Origin of the sequence: Leisingera aquaemixtae, from assembly GCF_019801145.1 — a bacterium.
GTDB lineage: Bacteria > Pseudomonadota > Alphaproteobacteria > Rhodobacterales > Rhodobacteraceae > Leisingera > Leisingera aquaemixtae_A.
The window spans coordinates 569331-592851 of record NZ_JAHVJQ010000002.1 but is presented as its reverse complement, the minus strand read 5'-3'; the positions used below and the strand labels follow the sequence as shown (position 1 = coordinate 592851).

The 23521-nt window shown below is 63.4% G+C and carries 22 protein-coding genes and 1 tRNA gene; 9 read left to right on the top strand and 14 right to left on the bottom strand.

The genetic code is table 11. From position 1 onward, the window contains the following. Positions 1-617: 617 nt before the first annotated feature. Positions 618-1241 (bottom strand): protein-methionine-sulfoxide reductase heme-binding subunit MsrQ, encoded by a 624-nt coding sequence (gene msrQ / locus KUW17_RS07430; protein ID WP_222477503.1) that lies wholly within the window; start codon positions 1239-1241, stop codon positions 618-620. A gap of 13 nt (positions 1242-1254) precedes the next feature. Beyond that, entirely contained in the window at positions 1255-2160 is a 906-nt protein-coding gene (gene msrP, locus KUW17_RS07425) for a protein-methionine-sulfoxide reductase catalytic subunit MsrP (protein WP_222477500.1), read from the bottom strand. 275 nt (positions 2161-2435) lie between these two features. Between msrP and KUW17_RS07420 the strand changes: the two genes are divergently transcribed. Further along, complete coding sequence (locus KUW17_RS07420) at positions 2436-3005, top strand: hypothetical protein (RefSeq protein ID WP_222477486.1); 570 nt, start codon at positions 2436-2438, stop codon at positions 3003-3005. A gap of 34 nt (positions 3006-3039) precedes the next feature. On the opposite strand, the gene KUW17_RS07415 is transcribed toward KUW17_RS07420, so the two are convergent. Beyond that, positions 3040-3696, bottom strand: a complete 657-nt coding sequence (locus KUW17_RS07415; protein WP_222477479.1) for a TVP38/TMEM64 family protein — start codon at positions 3694-3696, stop codon at positions 3040-3042. A gap of 226 nt (positions 3697-3922) precedes the next feature. On the opposite strand from KUW17_RS07415, the gene KUW17_RS07410 reads away from it, so the two are divergent. Then, complete coding sequence (locus KUW17_RS07410) at positions 3923-4690, top strand: SDR family oxidoreductase (RefSeq protein ID WP_222477477.1); 768 nt, start codon at positions 3923-3925, stop codon at positions 4688-4690. Between the two features lie 63 nt (positions 4691-4753). Here KUW17_RS07410 and clpB read toward each other — a convergent pair whose 3' ends face one another. Then, on the bottom strand, positions 4754-7372 hold the full coding sequence (gene clpB, locus KUW17_RS07405) for an ATP-dependent chaperone ClpB (protein ID WP_222477475.1): 2619 nt from the start codon (positions 7370-7372) through the stop codon (positions 4754-4756). 339 nt (positions 7373-7711) lie between these two features. Between clpB and pyrF the strand changes: the two genes are divergently transcribed. Beyond that, entirely contained in the window at positions 7712-8428 is a 717-nt protein-coding gene (pyrF, locus tag KUW17_RS07400; protein WP_222477467.1) for an orotidine-5'-phosphate decarboxylase, read from the top strand. 393 nt (positions 8429-8821) lie between these two features. Here pyrF and KUW17_RS07395 read toward each other — a convergent pair whose 3' ends face one another. After that, positions 8822-9247, bottom strand: coding sequence for an NUDIX hydrolase (locus KUW17_RS07395; RefSeq protein WP_222477465.1), 426 nt, complete (start codon positions 9245-9247; stop codon positions 8822-8824). A 91-nt stretch (positions 9248-9338) separates the two neighbouring features. Here KUW17_RS07395 and KUW17_RS07390 point away from each other — a divergent pair, with 91 nt between their 5' ends. Then, entirely contained in the window at positions 9339-10592 is a 1254-nt protein-coding gene (locus KUW17_RS07390) for a DNA polymerase IV (RefSeq protein ID WP_222477463.1), read from the top strand. Between the two features lie 14 nt (positions 10593-10606). On the opposite strand, the gene KUW17_RS07385 is transcribed toward KUW17_RS07390, so the two are convergent. Then, positions 10607-11467 carry an N-formylglutamate amidohydrolase gene (locus KUW17_RS07385; protein WP_222477461.1) on the bottom strand — a complete coding sequence of 287 codons (861 nt, stop codon included), beginning with the start codon at positions 11465-11467 and terminating at the stop codon, positions 10607-10609. A 163-nt stretch (positions 11468-11630) separates the two neighbouring features. Here KUW17_RS07385 and KUW17_RS07380 point away from each other — a divergent pair. The 4 genes from KUW17_RS07380 (at position 11631) to KUW17_RS07365 (ending at position 14235) form a co-directional block, all read left to right on the top strand. After that, positions 11631-11705 (top strand) — tRNA-Val (locus tag KUW17_RS07380). A 79-nt stretch (positions 11706-11784) separates the two neighbouring features. Further along, the gene (gene ykgO, locus KUW17_RS07375) at positions 11785-11910 is read left to right on the top strand and encodes a type B 50S ribosomal protein L36 (protein WP_005648635.1); all 126 of its coding nucleotides are present in this window, start codon (positions 11785-11787) and stop codon (positions 11908-11910) included. A 229-nt stretch (positions 11911-12139) separates the two neighbouring features. Beyond that, complete coding sequence (locus KUW17_RS07370; protein ID WP_222477459.1) at positions 12140-13156, top strand: Fe(3+) ABC transporter substrate-binding protein; 1017 nt, start codon at positions 12140-12142, stop codon at positions 13154-13156. Between the two features lie 218 nt (positions 13157-13374). Then, complete coding sequence (locus KUW17_RS07365) at positions 13375-14235, top strand: CobW family GTP-binding protein (protein WP_222477457.1); 861 nt, start codon at positions 13375-13377, stop codon at positions 14233-14235. Between the two features lie 21 nt (positions 14236-14256). On the opposite strand, the gene KUW17_RS07360 is transcribed toward KUW17_RS07365, so the two are convergent. The 6 genes from KUW17_RS07360 to KUW17_RS07335 all read right to left on the bottom strand — a co-directional run bounded on the left by KUW17_RS07360 (position 14257) and on the right by KUW17_RS07335 (position 21079). Further along, positions 14257-15936 carry an ABC transporter permease gene (locus KUW17_RS07360; protein ID WP_222477455.1) on the bottom strand — a complete coding sequence of 560 codons (1680 nt, stop codon included), beginning with the start codon at positions 15934-15936 and terminating at the stop codon, positions 14257-14259. Between the two features lie 160 nt (positions 15937-16096). Next, positions 16097-17314: a phenylacetate--CoA ligase family protein gene (locus KUW17_RS07355; RefSeq protein WP_222477453.1), complete on the bottom strand. Its 1218-nt coding sequence runs from the start codon at positions 17312-17314 to the stop codon at positions 16097-16099. A gap of 17 nt (positions 17315-17331) precedes the next feature. Continuing rightward, complete coding sequence (locus tag KUW17_RS07350; protein WP_222477446.1) at positions 17332-18168, bottom strand: ABC transporter ATP-binding protein; 837 nt, start codon at positions 18166-18168, stop codon at positions 17332-17334. A gap of 118 nt (positions 18169-18286) precedes the next feature. Next, positions 18287-19570, bottom strand: coding sequence for an ABC transporter substrate-binding protein (locus KUW17_RS07345; RefSeq protein WP_222477444.1), 1284 nt, complete (start codon positions 19568-19570; stop codon positions 18287-18289). Between the two features lie 94 nt (positions 19571-19664). Continuing rightward, entirely contained in the window at positions 19665-20741 is a 1077-nt protein-coding gene (locus tag KUW17_RS07340; RefSeq protein ID WP_222477442.1) for a branched-chain amino acid ABC transporter permease, read from the bottom strand. A 74-nt stretch (positions 20742-20815) separates the two neighbouring features. Continuing rightward, positions 20816-21079, bottom strand: a complete 264-nt coding sequence (locus tag KUW17_RS07335) for a hypothetical protein (protein ID WP_222477440.1) — start codon at positions 21077-21079, stop codon at positions 20816-20818. A 102-nt stretch (positions 21080-21181) separates the two neighbouring features. Between KUW17_RS07335 and KUW17_RS07330 the strand changes: the two genes are divergently transcribed. Beyond that, positions 21182-21514 carry an SHOCT domain-containing protein gene (locus KUW17_RS07330; RefSeq protein ID WP_222477437.1) on the top strand — a complete coding sequence of 111 codons (333 nt, stop codon included), beginning with the start codon at positions 21182-21184 and terminating at the stop codon, positions 21512-21514. A 27-nt stretch (positions 21515-21541) separates the two neighbouring features. Here KUW17_RS07330 and KUW17_RS07325 read toward each other — a convergent pair whose 3' ends face one another. Together KUW17_RS07325 and KUW17_RS07320 are read right to left on the bottom strand one after the other, a co-directional pair. Then, entirely contained in the window at positions 21542-22528 is a 987-nt protein-coding gene (locus KUW17_RS07325; RefSeq protein WP_222477435.1) for a branched-chain amino acid ABC transporter permease, read from the bottom strand. A 102-nt stretch (positions 22529-22630) separates the two neighbouring features. Next, positions 22631-23449, bottom strand: coding sequence for an ABC transporter ATP-binding protein (locus KUW17_RS07320; protein ID WP_222477433.1), 819 nt, complete (start codon positions 23447-23449; stop codon positions 22631-22633). Between the last annotated feature and the right edge of the window lie 72 nt (positions 23450-23521).

Sequence of the window (23521 nt, the reverse complement as noted above, 5' to 3'; positions counted from 1 at the left end):
AAGCTGACACTCAATCATCGGGCAAAACCCTATGAGCGCGATATACAGTAGGCTGATCCATCGAAATGAACCCAAACCGCCCGCATATCTCTTCAGTCATCCATCAATGTCAAAGAGCAAAACTGCCACCCGAAGGCCAAAAACCAGACCGATGCGCCAATCTTCCGGCGCGCCCGCCTCGCTTAATCCTCAGATGCCGCCGTCTCTCCAGCGTGTTTCCCGTGCCGTTCAGCGTCGCCGCCGTCCCGTCCGGTGTGTCTCCGTGGCGCCTCAGCGCCGCCGGTGAGGGGGCTTTTACGGATACCCCCGGGGACCCGCAACCCCAAAATCAACAAAATCGCAGAATTCCGAAAAGAAAAATCGCAAATCAAACAAAATCAACAACTTGCACCAAAACAAAGTCAGAAACACTGACCCGCTTCCCAGACCCCAGAAACCCCGCCCCAGCCCCCAACAGCCGCCAACACAGCTTACCCACAGACTCAAGCCGGATATCCACAGACCAAAACGCAGGAATCGAAATCTCAGAACCGCAAAGCGCCAGAAACACTGAGGTAGCGCAGAAGGCCCAGCAACGCCTGCTGGCCTTTTCGGAGGCGGATGCGGCCGGCCAGCGCCTACGCCCGGCCGGACATTTTTGGAGAGTGCCTCCGCCCAACACGCCCGAAGGCCGGCAAGCGCAGGGCAAGCAGCCCCAGCACCAGCCCCAGGTAGATCAGCGGCTCGATCTGAAACCCCTTCACCAGCATCACGAAATGCACCGCGCCCAGCACGGCAGCCGCGTAGGTCAGGCGGTGCAGCCGCGGCCAGGCCCGCCCCAGGCGCCGGACCGAAAGGTTGTTGGAGGTCAGCGCCAGCGGCAGCAACAGGACAAAAGCCGCCATGCCGATGGTGATGTAGGGGCGCTTGGCAATATCCGCCAGGATCTGTTCAGGGATCTGCACGTCCAGCACCAGCCAGACCAGCAGATGGCAAAGCACATAGAAAGAGCACAAGAGCCCGATGGCGCGGCGGAACTTCATCAGGTTCAGCCCAACGAGCCGGCGCAGCGGGGATATGGCCAGCGTCAGGATCAGCAGCTGCAGCGCCAACTCCCCGTATTCATGCTCCAGCGCCTTGATCGGCTCCACCCCAAGGCCGCCGGTTGCTCCCAGGTAAAACAGCCAGGGTGCGGGCAGCATCCCGGCCAGGTAGACCGCCCAGACTGGAAGGCGGCGGAGCAGCTGGTTCACCGGTCCCATGCCGCAGGCCTCCTCAGAAGTACTCGGCCAGGTCCATGCCGTCGTACATCGGCGCGACCTCCTGGCCGTATCCGTTGAACATCAGCGTCGGCTGCCGCTTGGCGAACAAGCCGCCGCCGATGCGGCGCTCGCTGGCCTGGCTCCAGCGCGGGTGCGAGACATTGGGGTTCACATTGCTGTAGAAACCGTACTCGCGCGGATTGGCCATGTTCCAGCTGGCGGGCGGCTCCTTGTCTGTCAGGGTGATCCGCACCACCGACTTGATCGACTTGAAGCCGTATTTCCACGGCACCACCAGCCGCAGCGGCGCACCGTTTTGGTTTGGCAGCGGCTTGCCGAAGATGCCGGTGGCCATGATCGTCAGCGGATGCATCGCCTCATCCAGGCGCAGGCCTTCGCGGTAGGGCCAGTCGAGCACCTTATAGGCGGTGCCGGGCATCTCCGACGGGCGGTAGAGGGTTTCGAAGCCCACATATTCGGCCCCGCTCTGCACGCCTGCGAGATCCAGCAGATCGGCCAGCTCAAACCCCTGCCAGGGCACCACCATCGACCAGGCCTCGACACAGCGGAAGCGGTAGATGCGCTCCTCCAGTGTCATCTCCCCCAGGATCTGCTCAAAGGAATAGTCGCCCGGCCTGTCCACCAGACCGTCGATCCTGACACTCCACGGCGTCGTGGTCATCCGCCCGGCATAGGCGGCGGGATCGCTTTTGCCGGTGCCGAATTCGTAGAAGTTGCAGTAGCTGGTCACCTCTTCCCAGCTGTTGGGCTCAAGCCCTTCGTCTGCCCGCGCCCGGCCGCCCAGCGCCGCAGTAAGCCCTGAACCCGCCAGACCCGCCATGATTTGGCGCCGATTCCAGAACGCCGCCTCCGGGGTGGCATCGGCAAGGGTCAGATCATTTGTCCAGCGGCGCGCCATCTGCGTCTCCTGATATTGCGGGTCCCTGTTCAGGTAACGGTCCCGCGCGCAAAACCCAAAACATATCCTGTCACGACTGCGCGAGAGGCATGTAACGTTGCAAGCCCTGCCAGTATCCGCGAAAATCCGTCGGCAGGCGCCCCTCCTGACGCGAATGTGAAGGCATCCCCGACATGCCGGCCGGAGACTCCCCAGCGCCGGAAAATTCCCCGCTGCACCCCGCACGCAAATTCATTATGCTGGCTGGAAATCAAAACCGCTTCGGGCAGACCATGATGAAATCCTTTTTTGCGTCCCTGATGATGCTGGCCGCCGCCGCACTGGCTGGCTGCACCGCCGCCCCCACTGCCACCAGGAATGATGTCGAGGCGCTATCCCTCGCTCTGCAGTCCATGGGCCCTGAGGTCGACCCGGGGGAGGCCCGCCGCGCGGCAGAGATCGCCTACAGCTACTCTGCGCAGCTGGCCGAGCAATATGATGTCACCACCTCGCCGATCATCCACAACACGCTGGTGAACAGCGGTGTGAAGGACCGCGGCGTCTGCGTGCATTATGCCGAGGACATGGAAGCGCGCCTCAATCAGGAAAACTTCCGGACACTGTCCATGCTGCGGGCCATCGCCGAGCCGAAAAGCGATTTCCGCATCGACCACTCGACCGCGGTGATCGCGGCCAAGGGCGACGGCATTTACGAGGGCATCGTGCTCGACCCCTGGCGCTACGGCGGCAAGCTCTACTGGTCGGCCACCACCGAGGATCCCCGTTATGACTGGGAACCGCGGCTGAAGGTTCTGCGCCGCAAATACGAGCGCCGGATGGCCAAGGAAGCGGCGGCGGGAAGCTAACTCCCCGCGCGGCTCTGCACCGCTTGTCCCGGCATCAGATCCACGGCCGCGCCAGCCGGTGCATGGCGAACAAGACAATCAGCAACCCGGCTGAAACCGCCGCCAGCACCGGCCAGTCCATAACCAGCATCTGCGCCCCGAACCAAGTGCACAGCAGCGTCACTGGCAGGATGCCCAGCGCCGTGGTCCATACAAAGGTCAAAAGGCGGACCCGGGTCAGCCCTGCGGCGTAGTTGATCAGGTTAAAGGCAATCACCGGGATCAGGCGCGCGGCCAGAAGCGTCAGCGCGCCCCGCTCTTCGGTCCAGGCATCCAGCTGCCGCGCCTGCGCCTCGCTCAGCCAGGCCCGGACCGTCTCCTGCCCCAGCCGGCGCGCCAGCCAAAAGGCCACCAGCGCCCCCAGCATCGCCCCGGCCCAGATTAGCGCCGCCCCCAGCAGCGTGCCAAAGATCGCCCCGGCGCACAGCGCCAGGATTTCCGCCGGAAACGGCACAAAAGAATGCACCACCATTAGAACGATCACCGCCAGCGGAGCCCAGGCGCCCGTGCTGCGCAGCCAGGCAACCATGTCCTCCAACGGGCGCGCCTGCCCGTCCAGCACATAGGCCGCCAGCGCGCCGCACAGCAGCACGAGGAGAAATGCGGCAAAGGCCGTTCTGCGCCCCAGGTGGATCATGTTGTCCGGGCTCATACAATGAACTGCGTCCAGTCTAGCGCTTTCCAGCGCCGCCACAAAACGCGCAGCAGAGCCGACAAAAAAACGCCAACCAGTGCGAGCAGGCTATTCAGGGCCACGTCCTTTCTCGTGTGAAGCCGCCTCTTAGGTCAAAACTGCAAGCAGAGGGCCAGCACCCGGCTCTGAGGCAGGCGCCTCCTGCAGCCAGCCGCGAACCTAAAGTGCCTCTGGCAATCTCCCAATGCCACGGCTGAAGCTGCCCGGTTTTTTTCATGTTATCCTGCCGCCAAGCAATCAGGAGGGCACGGATATGGCAAAAACCGCACTCATCACCGGCGCTTCCAGCGGAATTGGGCGCGGCACCGCTGTCAGGCTCGCATCAGAAGGCTGGAATATTCTCGCTCACGGGCGGCGGCAGGACGCGCTGGAAGAAACGCTTGCCATGGTCCGCGAGGCCGGCGGCACCGGCGCTCTCTTTACTGCCGAGATGGGCAATATGGACGAGGTTGCAGCCTTGGCCGCTTGGGCTGCGTCGGGGAACAGCCTGGACGCGCTGGTGCACTGCGCGGCCAAGTTCACCTACGGCACGGTCTCGACGGACCGGTTCGCCGACTGGGACCAATCCATTGATCAGGTTTTGCGCGCCACTATCAGGCTTACAGCCCATCTGCTCCCGGCCATCACTAAATCACAGGGCGCCTATGTATACATATGCGGTCCGACTTCCTGGCTGGGATGGAAAAACCACGCCATTCATTGCGCCCTGCGGCATGCCCAAGCCGGTTTTGCCAAAGCCCTGTTTGAAGACGTCAGGGAGGACGGCGTTCGGGTCACCTTGGTGCATCCAGGCTTCGTAAATACGGAAGCGGTGAATGACGCCGGCAAGGACCGTTCACTCATGATACAGCTCGGCGACATCTCGGAGATGATTGCAACAGCAGTTTCCCTGCCGAACACTGCCTGCGTGACAGAGATGACTCTCCGGCCACAGCGCTCACCTTATTGCTGAGGTTTTACCCTTAGGGGGCAAGAAGGCCCGCCATCTCTGGCGGGCCTTCTTCATTCTCTACCTTCAATGCACCACGGCATCATCGGGCCGGGGCCGGTCCGATGTCCCCAGCCGGTCACCGATGACCAGCCCGTCGCTGCCGGCCGAGACCGGAACGGTATCGCCGTCCTTGATCTCGCCGCCCAGCAGGGCTTCGGCCAGCGGGTTCTGCAGCGCACGCTGGATCACCCGTTTCAGCGGCCGGGCGCCGAACACCGGGTCATAGCCCTCGTCCGCCAGCCAGGTCTTGGCGGCCTCATCCAGCTCCAGCGCGATCTTGCGGCCTGCGAGCCGCTTAAGCAGCCGCGCCAGCTGGATCTCGACAATGCCGTCCATATCGGCCCGGGCCAGCCGGTCGAATATGATGGTCTCATCCAGACGGTTCAGGAACTCGGGCCGGAAATGCGCCCGGACCGCATCCATCACATCACGCCGCGCGTCGGACGCATCAGCGCCTTCCGGCAGCTGGCTCAGCGCCTGCGCACCGAGGTTGGAGGTCAGCACGATCAGCGTCTGCTTGAAGTCCACTGTGCGGCCCTGGCCGTCGGTCAGCACGCCGTCATCCAGCACCTGCAGCAGGACGTTGAACACATCCGGATGCGCCTTTTCGACCTCGTCAAACAGCACCACCTGGTAGGGCCGGCGGCGCACCGCTTCGGTCAGCGCCCCGCCCTCGTCATAGCCGACATAGCCCGGAGGCGCGCCGATCAGGCGGGCGACAGAATGCTTTTCCATATACTCCGACATGTCGATGCGCACCATCGCGTGCTCGTCGTCGAACAGGAAGCTTGCCACCGCCTTGGTCAGCTCGGTCTTGCCGACGCCGGTCGGACCGAGGAACAGGAAAGAGCCCAGCGGCCGGTTCTCATCGTTCAGACCCGCGCGCGCCCGGCGCACCGCATTGGCCACCGCAGTGACGGCGGCGTTCTGGCCGATCACCCGGCGGTGCAGCTCATCTTCCATGCGCAAGAGCTTCTCGCGCTCACCCTCCAGCATCTTGGAGGTCGGGATACCGGTCCAGCGCTCGACAACGGCTGCGATCTGCTCTGGCCGCACGGCCTCCTCGACCATCAGCCCCTGCTCTTCCTTCTTCTCGGCATCCGCCAGCTGCTTCTCCAGCCCCGGAATGACGCCATAGGAAAGCTCCCCTGCCTTGGCGAGGTTGCCCTCCCGCTTGGCAATGTCGAGCTCCGCGCGGGCACGGTCCAGTTGCTCTTTCAGATCGCGGGCCGAGGCCAGCTTGTCCCGCTCCGACTGCCACTGGGCGGTCATCTCGGCGGACTGTTCCTGCAGCTCAGCCAGTTCCTTCTGCAGCGTCGTTAGCCGGTCCTTGGAGGCGGCATCGTCTTCCAGCTTGAGCGCCTCTTCCTCGATCTGCATCTGCAAGATTTGCCGATCAAGCGCATCCAGCTCTTCAGGTTTGCTGTCCACCTGCATCCGCAGGCGGCTGGCCGCCTCATCCATCAGGTCGATTGCCTTGTCCGGCAGGAAGCGGTCGGTGATATAGCGGTTCGACAGCGTTGCCGCCGCCACCAGCGCCGCATCGGCAATGCGCACGCCGTGGTGCAGCTCATATTTTTCCTTGATGCCGCGCAGGATCGACACGGTGTCCTCCACCGTCGGCTCCGTCACCATCACCGGCTGGAACCGGCGGGCAAGGGCTGCGTCCTTCTCCACGTATTTGCGGTATTCATCCAGCGTGGTCGCACCGACGCAGTGAAGCTCTCCGCGGGCCAGCGCCGGTTTGATCAGGTTGGCCGCATCCATCGCGCCGTCGGATTTGCCGGCACCGACAAGCGTGTGCATCTCGTCGATGAACAGGATGATCTCGCCTGCCGCCTCGGTCACTTCGGTGAGCACTGCTTTCAGGCGCTCCTCGAATTCACCGCGGTATTTCGCACCGGCGATCAGCGCCCCCATGTCCAGCGACAACAGCTTCTTGTCGCGCAAGCTCTCCGGCACATCGCCGTTGATGATGCGCAGCGCCATGCCCTCGGCAATTGCGGTCTTACCCACGCCCGGCTCACCGATCAGCACCGGGTTGTTCTTGGTCCGGCGCGACAGCACCTGCATCGAGCGGCGGATTTCCTCGTCGCGACCGATGATCGGGTCGATCTTGCCCTCACGCGCTGCCTCGGTCAGATCGCGGGCGTATTTCTTCAGCGCGTCATAGCCTTCCTCGGCAGTTGCCGTGTCCGCCGTCCGCCCCTTGCGGATGTCGTTGATCGCCTCATTCAGCTTCTGCGCGGAAACTGCACCGGCCTCCAGCGCGTCCTTGGCCTTGGACTTCACCATGCAAAGCGCCATCAGCAGACGCTCGACCGGCACAAAGCTGTCGCCCGCCTTCTCGGCAATCTTGGCGGCCTCATCCAGCACCTTGGCGGTCTGCCCGTCCAAATAGATTTGGGCTGCATCGCCGCTCACCTTGGGCAGTTTGGCAACTGCGGCCTCGACGGCCTCCACGACACGCGCAGGCGCTCCGCCCGCGCGGGAAATCAGGTTGCTCGCCAGCCCCTGATCGTCGTCCATCAAAGCTTTCAGAATATGCTCCGGCACCAGCCGCTGGTGCCCCTCGCGCATCGCAATGGTCTGCGCCGCCTGCACGAAACCCCGTGCACGCTCCGTGAACTTGTTCAAGTCCATCTTGCTCTCCTTTATCAAGCGCCCTGTTTTTGGCAGCGCCCGCTAGGCGGCACGCCCCGGTCCGGGCCTCAAAGTTCAATTTGGGAAGCGATCCCGCCGCTTCAACCCATTCTGCGCGGAAAAGGTGAGCAAATCCCTGACCTGCGTCAACTTTACCCCCTGACCGCAGTTCCGGGCGCAGCCGCGCCGCGCGCCTGCGCGGCGCCGGGCCCAAAACGGCAATCTGCCCCACAGGGGCAGCTTCAGTTGCGGGAGCGCCCCGCTGCGCCTTGCCGAACCGCGGCCCCTTGCGTATGAAACGCCAGTTTCACGCCGAACCCGCCACAAGAGGACCCCGCCATGACCCAAGCCCCGCGCGCCGACGACCGCCTGATTGTTGCCATGGATGTCCCCAATGCGCTGGCGGGCCTGAAGCTCGCCGAGCAGCTGGGTGATGCGGTCGCCTTCTACAAGATCGGCCTCGGCATGCTCACCGGCGGCGGTCTGGCGCTGGCCAATGAGCTGAAGCAGGAGCACGGCAAGCGTATCTTCCTGGACATGAAGCTTTTCGACATCGGCGCCACTGTGGAAAGCGCGGTGCGCGGTCTGGCGCAGTTCGACCTCGACTTCCTCACCGTGCATGGCGACCCTTATGTGGTGCGCGCGGCCAAGGAGGGCGCCGCGGGCAAGGACCTCAAGATCCTCGCCGTCACCATCCTCACCTCGCTGGACCGCCAGGATCTGGACGGCGCGCTGATCAAGCAGGGCGCGGTGCAGGATCTTGTGCTGGAGCGCGCAGGCAATGCCTTTGCTGCTGGCGCCGACGGCGTCATCGCCAGCCCTCAGGAAGCGGCGCTGATCCGCGCCTTGCCCGAGGCAGAAGGCAAACTGATTGTCACCCCGGGCGTGCGCCCCGCCGGCGCCGATCTCGGCGACCAGAAACGCGTCGCCACCCCGGCCAGCGCCATTGCAGACGGTGCCGACCACATCGTCGTGGGCCGCCCGATCTGGAAAGCAGACAGCCCCCGCGCCGCAGCTGAGGCCATCCTGGCAGAGCTGGCCGGGATAAAAGCGTAAACCCCGGACACTGCCGGAAACGGAAAAGACAGCGGCCCCGAAAGTCCCATAATCAGTACAACTTCGCTTCTGCCCAAAATTTAAGCAGAAAGAAAAATGTACGGCAGGTGCACCATTTTCCGGCCCGCTGCTCCGCTGCCCACCATTGACGCAACGTCAAGCCGCTCTTTTCGCTGACGAAACCCGCCGCAGAAACCTTTTCTGCGCCAAATCGTCCTGTGCCTCAAAAAGCACACCCGCAAAACCCGCAGCCAATGCCAAGCCCCGCAAACTTTGCGAAACAGCGCCATGTAGGAGATTCTCAAATTGAGACACTCCCCAGACGGGCTTTTCTTCCTGAGACCCGTCACCTTCCCCCCCGCATACCTGCGGGGGATCTTTCTTTTCAGCCCACTACCACACAGGCCGCGCCATAAGATATTCCCGCAGCCGGTCCGCAAAATGCGGCACCGCCAATTGGTGTGTGCAATAGGCCTCAGGCGCCATCAGGGCCCAGCCCTGCCCTTCGTTGCCGAACCGGATCTCCCCCGCAGCCGCCGCCGGCAGATGCGCGGCAAAGAACCAGACCCGCCCGTGCGGCCGCTGGTACGCCCGGGACCAGATCAGCACATCCGGCTTCAGCACCAGCCCGACCTCTTCCTGCGTCTCGCGCAGCGCGCAGTCTTCAGGGCTTTCCAGCCCCTCCCGCCCGCCGCCCGGCAGGTCCCAATGCCCGGGATAGGGAATATCCGGCTTGTCATCCCGCTGGATGACAAGCAGGTCCTGCCCCAGAAACACCGCCAGCTTGGCGCCGGCAAAATCCTCGCCTGCAGATGTCATGATCTGTCACTTGGCCACCCGGCGCGCTAAAGACAAGGCTTCCGCTCCAAGTTAAACTTGCCTACCCGCAACCATAGCCCGCCGCCTCCCCATGCATGCCCTTTGCCGAGACTGCCTGAGCCAGATTGCCCCCGCCCGGCGCTGCCCCCATTGCGGCAGCCCGCGGATCAAGGCGCATGAGGAGCTGTTTTCCCTCGGCATTGCCCACATGGATTGCGACGCCTTCTATGCCAGCGTCGAAAAACGCGACAACCCTGAGCTCGCCACCAAGCCGGTGATCATCGGCGGCGGCAAGCGCGGGGTTGTCTCCACCGCCTGCTACATTGCACGCGTCCGCGGGGTGCGATCGGCCATGCCGATGTTTCAGGCGCTGAAGCTCTGTCCGGATGCAGTTGTCATCAAACCGCGGATGAGCGTCTACGTCGAGGTCAGCCGCGAGATCCGCAAGATGATGAACGAGCTGACACCGGACGTAGAGCCGCTGTCTCTGGATGAGGCCTTCATGGATCTCACCGGCACCGAAAAGCTGCATGGCGCGCCGCCCGCGGTGATGCTGGCGCGGCTGGTCAAGCGGATGAAGAACGAACTGGGCGTCACCGGCTCCATCGGTCTTTCCCACAACAAGTTCCTGGCCAAGGTCGCCTCCGACCTGGACAAGCCGCGCGGGTTTTCGGTGATCGGCAAGGCGGAGACGGACGATTTCCTGCGCGAGAAACCGGTGCGGCTGATCTGGGGCATCGGCCCGGCGGCACAAGCCAGCCTCGACAAGGCCGGCATCCGCACCTTCTCAGACCTGCTGCGCTGGGACCGCGAGGCCCTGCACAGCCGCTTCAGCTCCATGGGTGACCGGTTGTGGCATCTGGCCCGCGGCCAGGACCGGCGCCGGGTCTCGGCCCATGCCCCGATCAAGTCGATCTCCAACGAAACCACGTTCTTTGAAGACACCGCCTGCCTGGAGGTGCTCGACGGCCACTTGTGGCGGCTGGCAGAGAAGGTCTCCGACCGGGCAAAGGCGCGGGAGCTGGCCGGGCGGGTGGTGACGCTCAAGCTGAAACGCGCCAACCATTCGGCGCTGACCCGCCGCGTTACCCTGCGCAGCCCGACCCAGATTGCCGACCGCATCTACCGCACCGCCCGCAGCCTGCTGGATCAGGTCGGCAACGAGGGCCCTTACCGGCTGTTGGGCTGCGGGATTTCAGACCTGGTGCCCGAGTCGCAGGCCGATGACAGCGGCGACCTCTTGGACCCGCAGGCCGGCAAACGGGCAGAGGCAGAACGCGCCACCGATGCCATCCGCAAGAGATTCGGGGAAAGCGCGATCCTGAAGGGCCGCGCCTTGCGCTGATGCGCAGGCGGCGGCTATTCCGCCGCCAGCGGCAGTTCCTCCTGGCCGATAACGGCGATTTCCGCCACCACCTGGCGCAGCAGCTTCCGCAGCGCCTCGAAATTTGCATTGGGCCGGACATTGGCCTCGTCCATATAGAGCGCCCGGTCGATCTCGATCTGCACCGCGTGCTGGCGCCGTGACGGGCGGCCATAGGTCTGGGCGATATAAGCACCGGCAAAGGGCGTGTTGCGCGCCACCTTCAGCCCGGCGGCGGCAAAAGCCGCTTCGATCCGGTCGACCACGCCGCTGTCGGCCGCCGCCCCGAACCGGTCGCCCAGAACAATCTCCGGCTTGCCCGCGCCCCGGGGGGCCATCGCGTCCACCGCCTCATGCGGCATCGAATGGCAATCCACCAGAATCGCCTGGCCGAACTGGTGGTGCGCCTGCTCCAGCAGCCCCTTCAGAGCTTTGTGGTAAGGGTGCCAGCAGGCGTGGATCCGCTGCTCCGCCTCCGCCAGCGGCAGCTTGCCGCTGTAAATGGCCCTGCCATTTGCGACCACCCGCGGAATCACCCCCAGGCCGGAGGCCACCCGCGGATTCTGGCCGCGCCGCTGCACCCCTTCGATCACCGCCGGATCCAGTTCGTCGGGCGAACGGTTCAAATCCAGATAGGCGCGCGGCTTCAAGGCCTTCAGCAGCGGCGCGCCGAACTCCGGCGCCGCCTGAAACAGCAAGTCGACAAAGGCATCTTCCGAGCTGCGGATCTCCTGCCGCCCCAGAATCGACTGTGCCAGAAAGGAATCGGTATAGTCCGTGCCGCTGTGCGGAGAGGCAAAAACCACTGCCGAAGCCAGTTTCTGCGGGGAAATCACGGAAAACGCTGTATCAGGCATCCTTGCTCCGGTGCTTCTTTTGCAAGAAACAGCATATCGCGGAAATTTCTGCGGTCAAAAGCTCTTGCACCCGCCGGCGACTCTATTTATAGACCCCCTCACCGGCGCGGCACCCCGCGCCCCTTTCACTTCTGAGGGGCAGGAACGGCGCGCAGGCCAGAGTGGGCGATTAGCTCAGCGGTAGAGCACTTCGTTGACATCGAAGGGGTCACAAGTTCGATCCTTGTATCGCCCACCATTCCATTCACTGCCCTGGCCACGGCCAAGGCACCCGCTAACCCAGGCGCTGGTTCGCGCCGCAGACAAGGAGAGAGACCATGAAGGTCAAGAACTCGCTCCGCTCGCTGAAGAACCGGCACCGCGATTGCCGGGTTGTGCGCCGCAAAGGCCGCGTTTACGTGATCAACAAGACCCAGCGCAAGTTCAAAGCGCGCCAGGGCTAAGATCCGATCCAGCGACATGCAGAAAACCGCATCATCCGATGCGGTTTTTTTGCGTTTGGGGCCGCGAATTCCACGCGCCTGCCAGGCCGGAACCTTCCGCGCCCAGGCAACACCCCCGGTGCGGCAAACTTTCCGAGTATTTCAGTCGGAAATTCATTGCATCTGCCGCCAGATGCTTTAATCGACTCTTTCAGTCGGAATACTGATCTAACCAAGAACGGGACATCCAATGCTGAAAGCAACAACCGTACTGGCCGGCGCGCTGAGCGCAGCCGTCGCAACCGCCGCTGCAGCCGAGGGCGAGCTGAACATCTACTCCTCGCGCCATTACGACACCGACGAGCAGCTCTACTCTGAATTCGAAGAGGCCACCGGCATCACCATCAACCGCATTGAAGGCAACGCCGATGAGCTGATCGCCCGGATGAATGCCGAAGGCGAAAACTCCCCGGCGGACATCCTGATCACCGTCGACACCTCTCGCCTGACCCGCGCCAAGGCGGCCGGCGTCCTGCAAAGCATCGACAGCGACGTGCTGGAAACCCGCGTTCCTGCCTACCTCCAGGATGAAGACAACCAGTGGTTCGGCTTCAGCCAGCGCGCACGCATCATCTTCTATGACAAGGATGGGGTAGCCAATCCGCCGCAAACCTACCTGGACCTGGCAGATCCCGCCTACAAGGGCCAGGTTTGCATCCGCTCATCCAAGAACACCTACAACCAGACCCTGCTGGCCTCAATCGTGACCCACCACGGTGCCGAAAAAGCCCGTGAATGGGCCGAAGGCGTGGTCGCCAACATGGCCCGTGACCCGCAGGGCGGCGACACAGACCAGATGCGCGGCATCATTTCCGGCGAATGCGCTATTGCCGTGGCAAACAGCTATTACTTTGCCCGTTCGATCCGCAAAGACGTCAAGGGCATCTCGGACAACCGCGACCAGATCGGCTGGCTGTTTCCCTCCCAGAACGCGGAAGGCGCACATATGAACCTGTCGGGCGGCGGCGTGGCCGTGCACGCCCCGAACAAGGAAAACGCCATCAAGTTCCTGGAATACCTTTCCAGCGATTCCGCCCAGGCGTATTTCTCGGCCGGCAATGACGAATACCCGGCTGTGTCCGGCGTCGGCCTGGCCCCGTCGATCGCAGCCCTTGGCCACTTCAAGCCAGATGACGTGAACCTGTCTGAGGTCGCCAAGAACCTTCCCGAGGCGCAAAAGATCTTCAACGACGTCGGCTGGAAATAAACACCGGCCGATAACCAGCAGAAAGGCGCGGCATCAGCCGCGCCTTCATTCAGCTTTGCGTTCCCCAAATGCCACAACATGCGGCGCAGCGGAGCAGAGCCGTTCGTATCATCGCTTTTGCTAGACCCGTTGCCAGCAGCACCCTATAGGTTCCCGCATCATTTTCAGGGGGGAATCATGCAGTGGCAGGCACGCCGCGTCCAAGAGGCGCGCAAGGTATGAACAGGTTACCGGTAACGATTGTCAGCGGGTATCTGGGCGCAGGCAAAACCACCCTGATCAACCGGCTTCTGGGTGAAGGCCACGGGCTGAAACTGGCGGTGATCGTCAACGACTTTGGCGCCGTCAACATTGATGATGCCCTGATCCAGGAAACCGATGGCGGCAAGATCGCCCTGACCAACGGCTGCGTTTGCTGCACGATGGGCGACGACCTTTCGCTGGCCCTGCGCGAGGTGCTGAACCGCCCTGAGCGCCCGGACCACCTGGTGATCGAGGCCAGCGGCATCTCCGACCCGGTGGCCATCGCCAACTCCGTCCTGAATGAATCCAGCCTCAGCTACGGCGGCATCGTCACCCTGGTGGATGCGGAAAATGCCGAAGCCCTGCTCAGCGATCAGCTGGTGGCACCGCAGGCAGAACAGCAGATCCGTGCCGCCGACCTGGTGATTGCCACCAAATGCGACGAGATCGGCGACCCGCTCGGGACGCTTCTGGCCAAGGCCGGCGCGCGCACGCCGACTGTGCTGAACGGCTCCCCGGTGGCAGAACTGCTGTTTGACGTGGTTCCGCTGCCCAAGGGACGCCCGGTGGCAGCGCACCCCGCCTACACCACCTGGCAGCACCGCAGCAGCACCGTTCTGGACCGCCGCGCGCTGGGGGACAAGCTGGCGGAGCGGCCAGCCGGGCTTTACCGGATGAAGGGTTTTGTGCTGACCACCGGCGGCGCCTATGAGCTGCATGTGGTCGGCCGCCATGTGGAGGCCAAACGCTGCGCGGCGGAGGAGACGCTCCTGGTCGGCCTGGGCCCGGCAGACCGGATTTCCCGCGAAGAGATCGAGGCCTGGTGGGCGGCATAAGCCGCCCCAGCCTGTTCTTTTCTAGCGCCGCCGTCCCACCTGGCGGCAGATCAGGATCACCGGCAGCAAGCCGACCGCCATGATCACCAGCGATGGCACCGCCGCCCCTTCCAGCCGCTCATCCGCGGCCAGCCGGTGCGCCTGCACCGCCAGCGTGTCAAAGTTGAAGGGCCGCATGATCAGGGTCGCGGGCAGCTCCTTCATCACATCCACAAAGACGATCAGCAGCGCTGTCAGCAGGCTGGGAGTCAGGATCGGCAGATGCACCCGCCGCAGCATCCCCATCGGCCCCTGCCCCAGCGACCGCGCCGCCGCATCCATGTTGGAATGCATCGTCGCCTGGCCGCCCTCATAGGCGCCCAATGCGGCCGCCATGAACCGCACGCCGTATGCCGCAACCAGCAGCCAGATCGAGCCTGTCACCAAGAGCCCGGTACGGATCCCGAAGGTCTCCCGCATCCAGGCATCCAGCGCGTTGTCAAAGGCCGCAAACGGCACGATCAGCCCCACCGCAATCACCCCGCCCGGCACCGCATAGCCCAGCCGCGCAAAATAGGCCGCGGCAGCGGACACCCGCCCGGGCCGCAGCCGCTGGTAAAAGCCGAGGCACACCGCCGCCGCCACCGTCAGCACTGCTGCTGCCGCCGCCAGGGTGATCGAGTTGGCGGTGAAATCGATGTAGCGGCGGCTGAACAGATTCTGCTCAGAGTCAAAGCTCATCGCAAACAGCACCGCCACCGGCAGCAGGAACCCAAGCACCACCGGAACCGCGCAGAAGAAAACAGCCGCCGCCGCCTTGATCCCGCCCAGTTCGGCCGGCGCCATCTGGCTGTGATGCTTGCCCGCGTGGTGGTATTTCGCCCTTCCCCGCGTCGCCCGCTCCACCACCGCCAGCGTCAGCGCAAAGCCCAACAGGCACAGCGCCAGCTGCGCCGCGCCGCCGCGGTCGCCCAGCGAGAACCAGCTGGTGTAAATGCCGGTGGCAAAGGTCTGCACCCCGAAGTAGGAGACCGTGCCGAAATCGGCGATGGTCTCCATCACCGCCAGCAAGACGCCCGAGGCAATGGCCGGCCGCGCCATCGGCAGGCTGACCAGCCAGAACGCCTGCCAGGAATTCTTGCCGAGCGCCCGCGCCGCCAAAAACGCGCCTGCGCTCTGCTGCATGAAGGCGGCCCGCGCCAGCAGGTAGACATAGGGATAGAGAACCAGCACCAGCATCGCCGCCGCCCCGCCGGTGGAGCGGATCTCCGGGAACCAGTAATCGCGCGCGCCCCAGCCCGTCACCGCCCGCAGGCTGGATTGCACAATCCCGGGATGGTCCAGAATATGGGTATAGGCATAGGCCAGCACATAGGCCGGAAAGGCCAGCGGCAGGACCAGCGCCACTTCCAGGAAGCGGACGCCGGGAAACCGGGTCATGGTCACCAGCCAGGCGGCACCGGTGCCGATGGCAAAAGTGCCAAGCGCCACCAGTGCCACCAGCGCCAGGGTTGTGAGCGAGTACCCCGGCAGCACAGTCTCCGCCAGATGCCTGATGGTCTCCGTGCCGCCAAACGCCGCTGCCAGCGCTACCGCAACCATCGGCAGCAGGCAGGACAGCGCCACCAGCCAAGCCAGCACGGCAAAGGCGCTGCCGCCGCCCTTGCCGCCGCGGCGGCGGCCATGCGGAGCGTATTCTATGGGGTCATTTGCAGCAGTCATTTTTGCAGCAGCACGGATCCGGCGGAAGTTTCACACCGCCCTATTTCGACTATTCCAGTCAGAAATTCCAGCCGGAAAGCGCGGTGCACGCCATACGGTCTTCAGAAAAGAGAAACGGGCGCCTGACTGCGGCGCCCGTTGTCCTGTTTCAGCAGCAGCGTCAGTCGTACGTCCGCTGGTCCTCGATCACCAGCCCGTCCTTCGGCAGCGCATCCGGCGCCACCACCTCGACCTTGCCCTTGAGCTTCAGCACCTCAACCACAGAACGGGCAAAGGCTGCCTCGTCGCCGCCCTTGGCCTCGATCTGAACAGTCATCGCGTCCATCTCGCCATCGCGGCTGGCAATGACCCGGGCCTTGACGATTTCGTCATGCTTCTCGACCAGCGCGGCCACCTGCTCGGGGCGCACGAACATGCCCTTGATCTTGGTGGTCTGATCGGCCCGGCCCATCCACCCCTTGATCCGAATGTTGGTGCGGCCGCAGGGCGAAACACCCGGCATCACCGCCGACAGATCGCCGGTGGCAAAGCGGATCAGCGGGTAATCCGGGTTGAGCGTGGTCACCACAACTTCGCCCACCTCGCCAGGGCTGACAGGGTTGCCGGTGCCGGGGGTGACGATTTCAACGATCACATGCTCGTCGACAATCATGCCCTCCATCGCAGGGCTTTCATAAGCGATATTGCCCAGATCGGCAGTGGCGTAGCACTGCAGGCAGGATATTCCGCGGTCGGCATACTCCTGGCGCAAGCTGGGGAACAGCGCACCGCCGCCTACCGCGGCCTTCGAGAACATCAGCTCCACGCCCATCGCATCCGCCTTGTCCAGGATCACCTTCAGGTAATCCGGCGTCCCTGCGTAGGCTGTGGCGCCCACATCGCGGGCGGCAGTCACCTGCAGCTCGGTCTGTCCGGTGCCTGCCGGCAGCACCGCGGCACCCACCGCCCGTGCGCCGTTTTCAAAGATCATGCCGGCAGGCGTCAGATGATAGCCAAAGCAGTTCTGCACCACATCGCCCGCGCCGATCCCGGCAGCATGCAGGAACCGCCCCATGCGCCACCAGTCGCCGTCCACCCCGCCCGGCTCATAAATCGGGCCGGGGCTCTGGAAAATATGGGCAAAGCCGGTTGCAGGCTTGACGGTGAACCCGCCAAAGGGCGGATGCGCGGCCTGGGCGCGGCTCAATTCAGATTTGCGCAGCACCGGCAGCGCCGCTAGCGCCTCGACCGATGCAACGGCCCCGGGGTCTACGCTGTCCAGCATCCCGGCATAGCCGGGCGCGGATTTGGCGCGGGCGATCTGCTCCGGCAGCGCCTTGGCCAGATCGGCAGCGCGTTCGTCGCTGCTGCGGGTTTCAAGCGTGTCAAAATTGCTCATCACGTCATCTCCCCGCATCAGCTCAGCCACCTCTTGCGGCGGCGGTAGGACCGCACGTCGCGGAAGCTCTTGCGCCCTTCATCCGACATGCCGAGGTAGAATTCCTTCACATCGGGGTTCTCCCGCAGCTCCGCTGCCGGCCCGTCCATCACCACCCGGCCGGATTCCAGGATATAGCCGTAGTGCGCGTACCGCAGGGCGACATTGGTGTTCTGCTCCGCCAGGAGGAATGTCACGCCCTCATTCTCGTTCACCGCCTTCACGATCTCAAAGATCTGCTCCACCAGCTGCGGTGCCAGCCCCATCGAAGGCTCATCCAGCAGGATCGTCTCCGGCCGCGACATCAGCGCACGGCCCATCGCTACCATTTGCTGCTCGCCGCCCGAGGTATAGCCCGCCTGGCTCTTGCGGCGCTCCTTGAGGCGCGGGAAATAGTGGTAGACCATCTCCAGGTCTTTCTGAATGTCGGCGCCGCTGTCCCTGCGGGTATAGGCGCCGGTCAGCAGGTTCTCCTCAACCGTCAGGTGCTCAAAGCAGTGGCGGCCTTCCATCACCTGGATCACACCCTTCTTCACCAGCTCAGCCGGGTCCTGTTCGTGCACATGCTCACCGCGGTACTTGATCGAGCCCTTGGTGACCTCGCCGCGCTCCGAATGCAGCAGGTTCGACACGGCCTTCAGCGTCGTGGTCTTGCCAGCCCCGTTGCCGCCGAGCAAAGCAGTGATGCCGCCCTTGGGCACATTCAGGCTCACGCCCTTCAGGACGAGGATCACGTGATTGTAGATCACCTCGATATTGTTGACCTCCAGCAGGGTCTCGGCCTGCACCTCGGCGGTGTTCGCTGCATCCAGCATCAAAGCGTGTCCTCATGCCTGTCCCGGACCTTAAGCCGGGACCCCGTTCTTGTGGCGCGGCGGCTCCCCGCCGCACCGGTTGTTCCCGGCCCCGCCAAGGCAGGGCCGGTCAAAGCCCTTAGTTGCAGCGGGGCTCGATGTTGTTCTCGGACGCGTAGGCAGCCGAGTCCTCTTCGATCAGCTTGCCGATCACTTCGGTGTCAGACGGTTTGAAGTCCGAAATCAGCGACCAGGTCTTGCTGTCGGCATCCCACTGGGTCACGCCCACCAGGCCGGGGCCGCCGTGGTTTTCGCAGGAGACGTTGAAGGTCGGGCCGAAGTTCGGCATCCCCAGCGCTTCCATCTTGGCCTCGTCGATCACCAGCGCTTCCATGCCGTCGCGCATCATCGCCGCGGTGATGTCCGCAGTGCCGTGGATTTCCTGCGCGGTCTTGGCGGCCTCTGCTGCCAGCATCGCCGCGTACATGCCGCGGTTATAGAGCACGTTGCCAACCTGATCGCCGGCGCCTGCAGCCTTGCCCGCATCGACGACGTATTTCTGGATGTCGTCAAACACCGGGAAGTCGCGGCCAACGTTGTGGAAGGTCACCGCCTTGTAGCCATCTGCCTTGGCGCCTGCCGGCATCACGTCATGCTCGGCGCCAGACCACCACACGCCGATGAAATTCTCCATCGGGAAGCGGATGTTGGCGGCTTCCTGGATCGCCACTTGGTTCATCACGCCCCAGCCCCACATCACGACATAGTCGGGACGGTCGCGGCGGATCTGCAGCCACTGCGACTTCTGCTCCTGGCCCGGGTGATCGACCGGCAGGGCCACCAGCTCGAACCCGTGCTTCTTGGACAGCTCCTCCAAGGTGCGGATCGGCTCCTTGCCGTAAGCCGAGTTGTGGTAGACCAGCGCAATCTTCTTGCCGCTCAGATCGCCGCCGTTTTCCTCCAGCAGGTAGTTCACCACGCCCGAGGCGCCGTTCCAGTAGTTGGCCGGGTAGTTGAACACATGGCTGAACACTTCGCCGTTGGCAGCCGAGGTGCGGCCATAGCCCATGGTGTGCAGCGGGATGTTGTCCGCGGTCACTTTGGGGATCAGCTGATAGGTGATGCCGGTGGACAGCGGCTGATAGATCAGCGCGCCCTGGCCCTTGGTCGATTCATAGCATTCCACACCCTTCTCGGTGTTATAGCCGGTCTCGCATTCGACCACCTTAGCCTTGACACCGCCGATGCCGCCGTCGCGTTCGTTCAGCAGGGTGAAATAGTCGTTGTAGCCGTCCGAGAACGGGATGCCGCCCGCCGCATAAGGCCCGGTGCGGTAGCTGAGGTCCGGGAACACCAGGTCCGCCATTGCCGGCCCGGCTGCCATCGCGGCGCCGAGCGCCAGAGTGGTCAGTGTCTTTTTCATCGGCTTAAATCCTCCCTTTGGTCTTATCCGATGGTTGTCTTCAAACGGGGGTGGTCTTGGTTTTCTCCCCGCCAGCTCTCAGGCCGCCCCCGCCTTAGTGCGGGAAGGGCCACAGTCTCAGTTTCTCCTTGGCGACCCGCCACAGCTGCGCCATGCCGTGCGGCTCGGCGATCAGGAAGACGATGATCAGCGCCCCCACGATCACCAGCTGGAAATGCGCCACGATATCGGTGGGCCAGCTCAGCAGGTCGACGCCGACTACCTTGAGGATCACCGGCAGCAGCACCAGGAAGGCCGCACCGGCAAAGGAGCCGAAGATCGAGCCCAGGCCCCCGAGGATCACCATGAACAGCACCAGGAACGACTTGCTGATGCCAAAGGCCTCGCCGACCTCGACCGCGCCCAGATAGACGGCAAAGAACAGCGCGCCGGAAATCCCGATGAAGAAACCCGACACCGCAAAGGCCGTCAGTTTCGCTTTCAGCGGGTTCACCCCGATGATCTCGGCGGCGATGTCCATGTCGCGGATTGCCATCCAGGTCCGGCCCACGGTGCCGCGGGTCAGGTTGCGGGCAATCAGCGCGCAGACAGTCAGGAAGATCAGGCAGAACAGATAGGTGGCCCAGGCCGGCGCGTTGGGGCCGGTGATGATGATGCCCAGCGTGTCGCGCTCCGGCGCGTTGATCTGGCCCGAGGCAGAGTAGTTGTAGAACCACGGCACCCGGTTGAACAGCCACACCAGGAAGAACTGCGCCGCCAGCGTCGCCACCGCAAGGTAGAAGCCCTTGATGCGCAGGGACGGCAAGCCGAACAGCACACAGACAAACGCGGTGATGCCGCCCGCCAGGATCACATGAATAAACATGCTGACTTCCGGGAAGGCGGTCATCAGCTTGTAGCAGGCATAGGCGCCCACCGCCATGAAGCCGCCGGTGCCGAGGCTGACCTGCCCGCAGTAGCCGACCAGGATGTTCAGCCCGATCGCCGCGATCGAATAGATCAGAAACGGCAGCAGGATCGCGTTGGCCCAGTAGTCATTGATCAGGAAAGGGATGATGCCGAACGCCACCGCCAGCACCGCATAGTAGCGGTAGCGGTCGAACTTGATCGGGAAGGTCTGGCTGTCATCGGCGTAGGAGACTTTGAAATCCCCGGCTTCACGGTAGAACATGTCTCAGATGCTCCCTTTCTGTTGCGCGTCGGCGGTGCTGCCTGCGCGGATACTGTTATTGGTTGCGGCGGCGCTCATTCGATCTGCCCCCACTGGGCCTGCGCCGCGTCGCGCTGTGTGCGCGTCATCCGGTTCGAAGGTTTTGCATAGCCGCTGTGCTCGCTTCCGCGCACCAGCCGCAAATAGGCGATGATGCCGGTGATCAGCCCGGCTGAGGCCAGCAGCGCCGCGGTCACCACCTGGGTTTCACTGTAGCTTTCCGCCGACAGCGCCAGGTAGCCGAAGGACCAGAATCCGGCCCAGGCAATCACGTTGATGACGGCGATCACCTTGGTCATGCTGCGCCCCCGGTGTTAACCAGTTTGTCAGATTTCCGGTCTTGGACACATTTTGCCCACTTCTTTGTGGAACCCTGTTCGCGGGTAGAGTGAGTGGAACCAATGACCGTGATTTTTGAGGAAATCCGGCGGCTGGAGGCCGCGCGGAAGAAGGGCGACATATCCGAGGCCGAATTTGCCAGGGCCAAGGGCCGGCTGCTGGAAACCGTGGAGGATGCAACCGTGCTGCCGCCGTTTGAGTTTGAGCCGCAGCGGCGGCGGGCCGCCAGTACCGGCCCCGGCCCCTGGGGCACCGTGCTGATCGGCATCTGCATGGCAGGCCTGCTGACCTTCCTGGCCGGGCAGCTGATCGGCAACATCACCATCGCCTTCACCCTGGTTGCCACGGTCTGCGCCGCCATCGTGATCGCCGCGTTCCGCCGGCTGGAGGGCTGAGTTCGCCGGGAGCAGATCATATGAGCCTCAGACCCGTTCAATGATCTTCTCCCCGAACAGGCCTTGCGGGCGGAACACCAGGAACAGGAGCGCCAGCACATAGGCAAACCAGTTCTCGGTCGCGCCGCCCACCAGCGGACCGACCGCAAATTCGAACAGTTTTTCGCCCACACCGATGATCAGACCGCCCACGATGGCGCCCGGGATCGAGGTGAAACCGCCCAGCATCAGGACCGGCAGCGCCTTCAGCGCGATCAGCGACAAAGAGAACTGCACGCCGGATTTGGTGCCCCAGACGATGCCCGCGACCAGCGCCACGAAACCGGCAACCGACCACACCAGAACCCAGATGAAGTTCAGCGAGATGCCGACCGACAGCGCCGCCTGGTGGTCATCCGCCACCGCGCGCATTGCCCGACCCTGCTTGGTGTACTGGCTGAAGGCCACCAGCCCCGCCACCAGAAGCGCTGCAATCACTGTCGCAACGATATCCAGATTGTCGATAAAGAAGCCGTAGCCGAAGATGTTGAACGTAGTCTCATCGATCCACAGGTTGATGCCCTGCGGCAGACCCACGTCCAGTGTCTTGATTTCAGAGCCCCACATCAGGTCGGCGACGCCTTCCAGGAAGTAAGCCAGACCGATGGTGGCCATGAACAGGATGATCGGCTCCTGTCCCACCAGATGTTTCATCACCAGGACCTGCACCAGCCAAGCCAGCAGCACCATCACACCGACAGTCAGCGCAATCGCCAGTGCACCCGGAACGTTCCATCCGAAATGGGTGATGTGGCCGCCAAAGACCGCATTGATCAGATGCGAGAACGGCACCTGACCCTGCATGATCCCCACCAGCGTCATCGCCGCAAACAGTGCCAGAACCCCTTGAGCATAGTTGAAGATGCCGGAGGCCTTGTAGATCAGGACAAACCCCAGCGCGACCAGCGCATAGAGAACGCCCGCCATCAGGCCGTTCAGCGTCACTTCCATCGCAAAGACGAGTTGTTCAGGCATTAGAGGCTCTCCTCGGAATTCTGCGCCGCGGCGGTGCACAGGCGGTGCACATGGGGTGTACGGGTGTCACCCAGCAGGCGACGGGTGTTGCTGCGTTGCAACTCAGTCATGGCTGACCCCCAGGTAGGCGTCGATCACATCCTGGTTATTGCGCACCTCATCCGGGGTGCCGTCACCGATCTTCTTGCCGTAATCCATCACCACGACCCGGTCGGACAGGTCCATCACCACGCCCATGTCGTGCTCGATCAGCGCAATGGTGGTGCCGAATTCATCGTTCACATCCAGGATGAAGCGGGACATGTCCTCCTTCTCCTCGACGTTCATGCCGGCCATCGGCTCATCCAGCAGCAGCAGCTTCGGCTCCGCCGCCAGCGCGCGCGCCAGCTCGACCCGTTTCTTCAGGCCGTAGGGCAGCCGCGCAACGGGCGTCTTGCGGATGTGCTGAATCTCCAGAAAGTCGATGACCTTCTCCACCACTTCGCGGTTCTCGGTCTCTTCGGCCTCTGCCTTACCCTTCCACAATGCCTGCGAAAACAGGCCTGTTTTCATATAGTTAAGCCGTCCAGTCATGACGTTGTCCAACACGCTCATGCCTTCGAACAGCGCGATGTTCTGGAAGGTGCGGGCGATGCCCTGGCGCGCCACCTCATAGGGGCGCATCGGCGGGCGGCGTTTGCCGTGGAACAGCACTTCGCCTTCCTGCGGCACATAGAAGCCAGAGATCACGTTCAGCATCGAGGACTTGCCGGCACCGTTCGGGCCGATGATCGCGCGGATCTCGCCTTCGCGGATGTCAAACGAGATGTCCTGGATCGCCACCACACCGCCGAACCGCAGGGTGATGTTCTTCATCTCCATCACCACACCGCCGATGGTGCGGCCGTCGTCCGTGACGTAGCTTACGGAATTGTCAAGCATAACAACGGCCTCCATATTTTTGCCGCATAGAAATTTTAAGATTTCCATGCGATACTTGTTCAAAACGAGCAG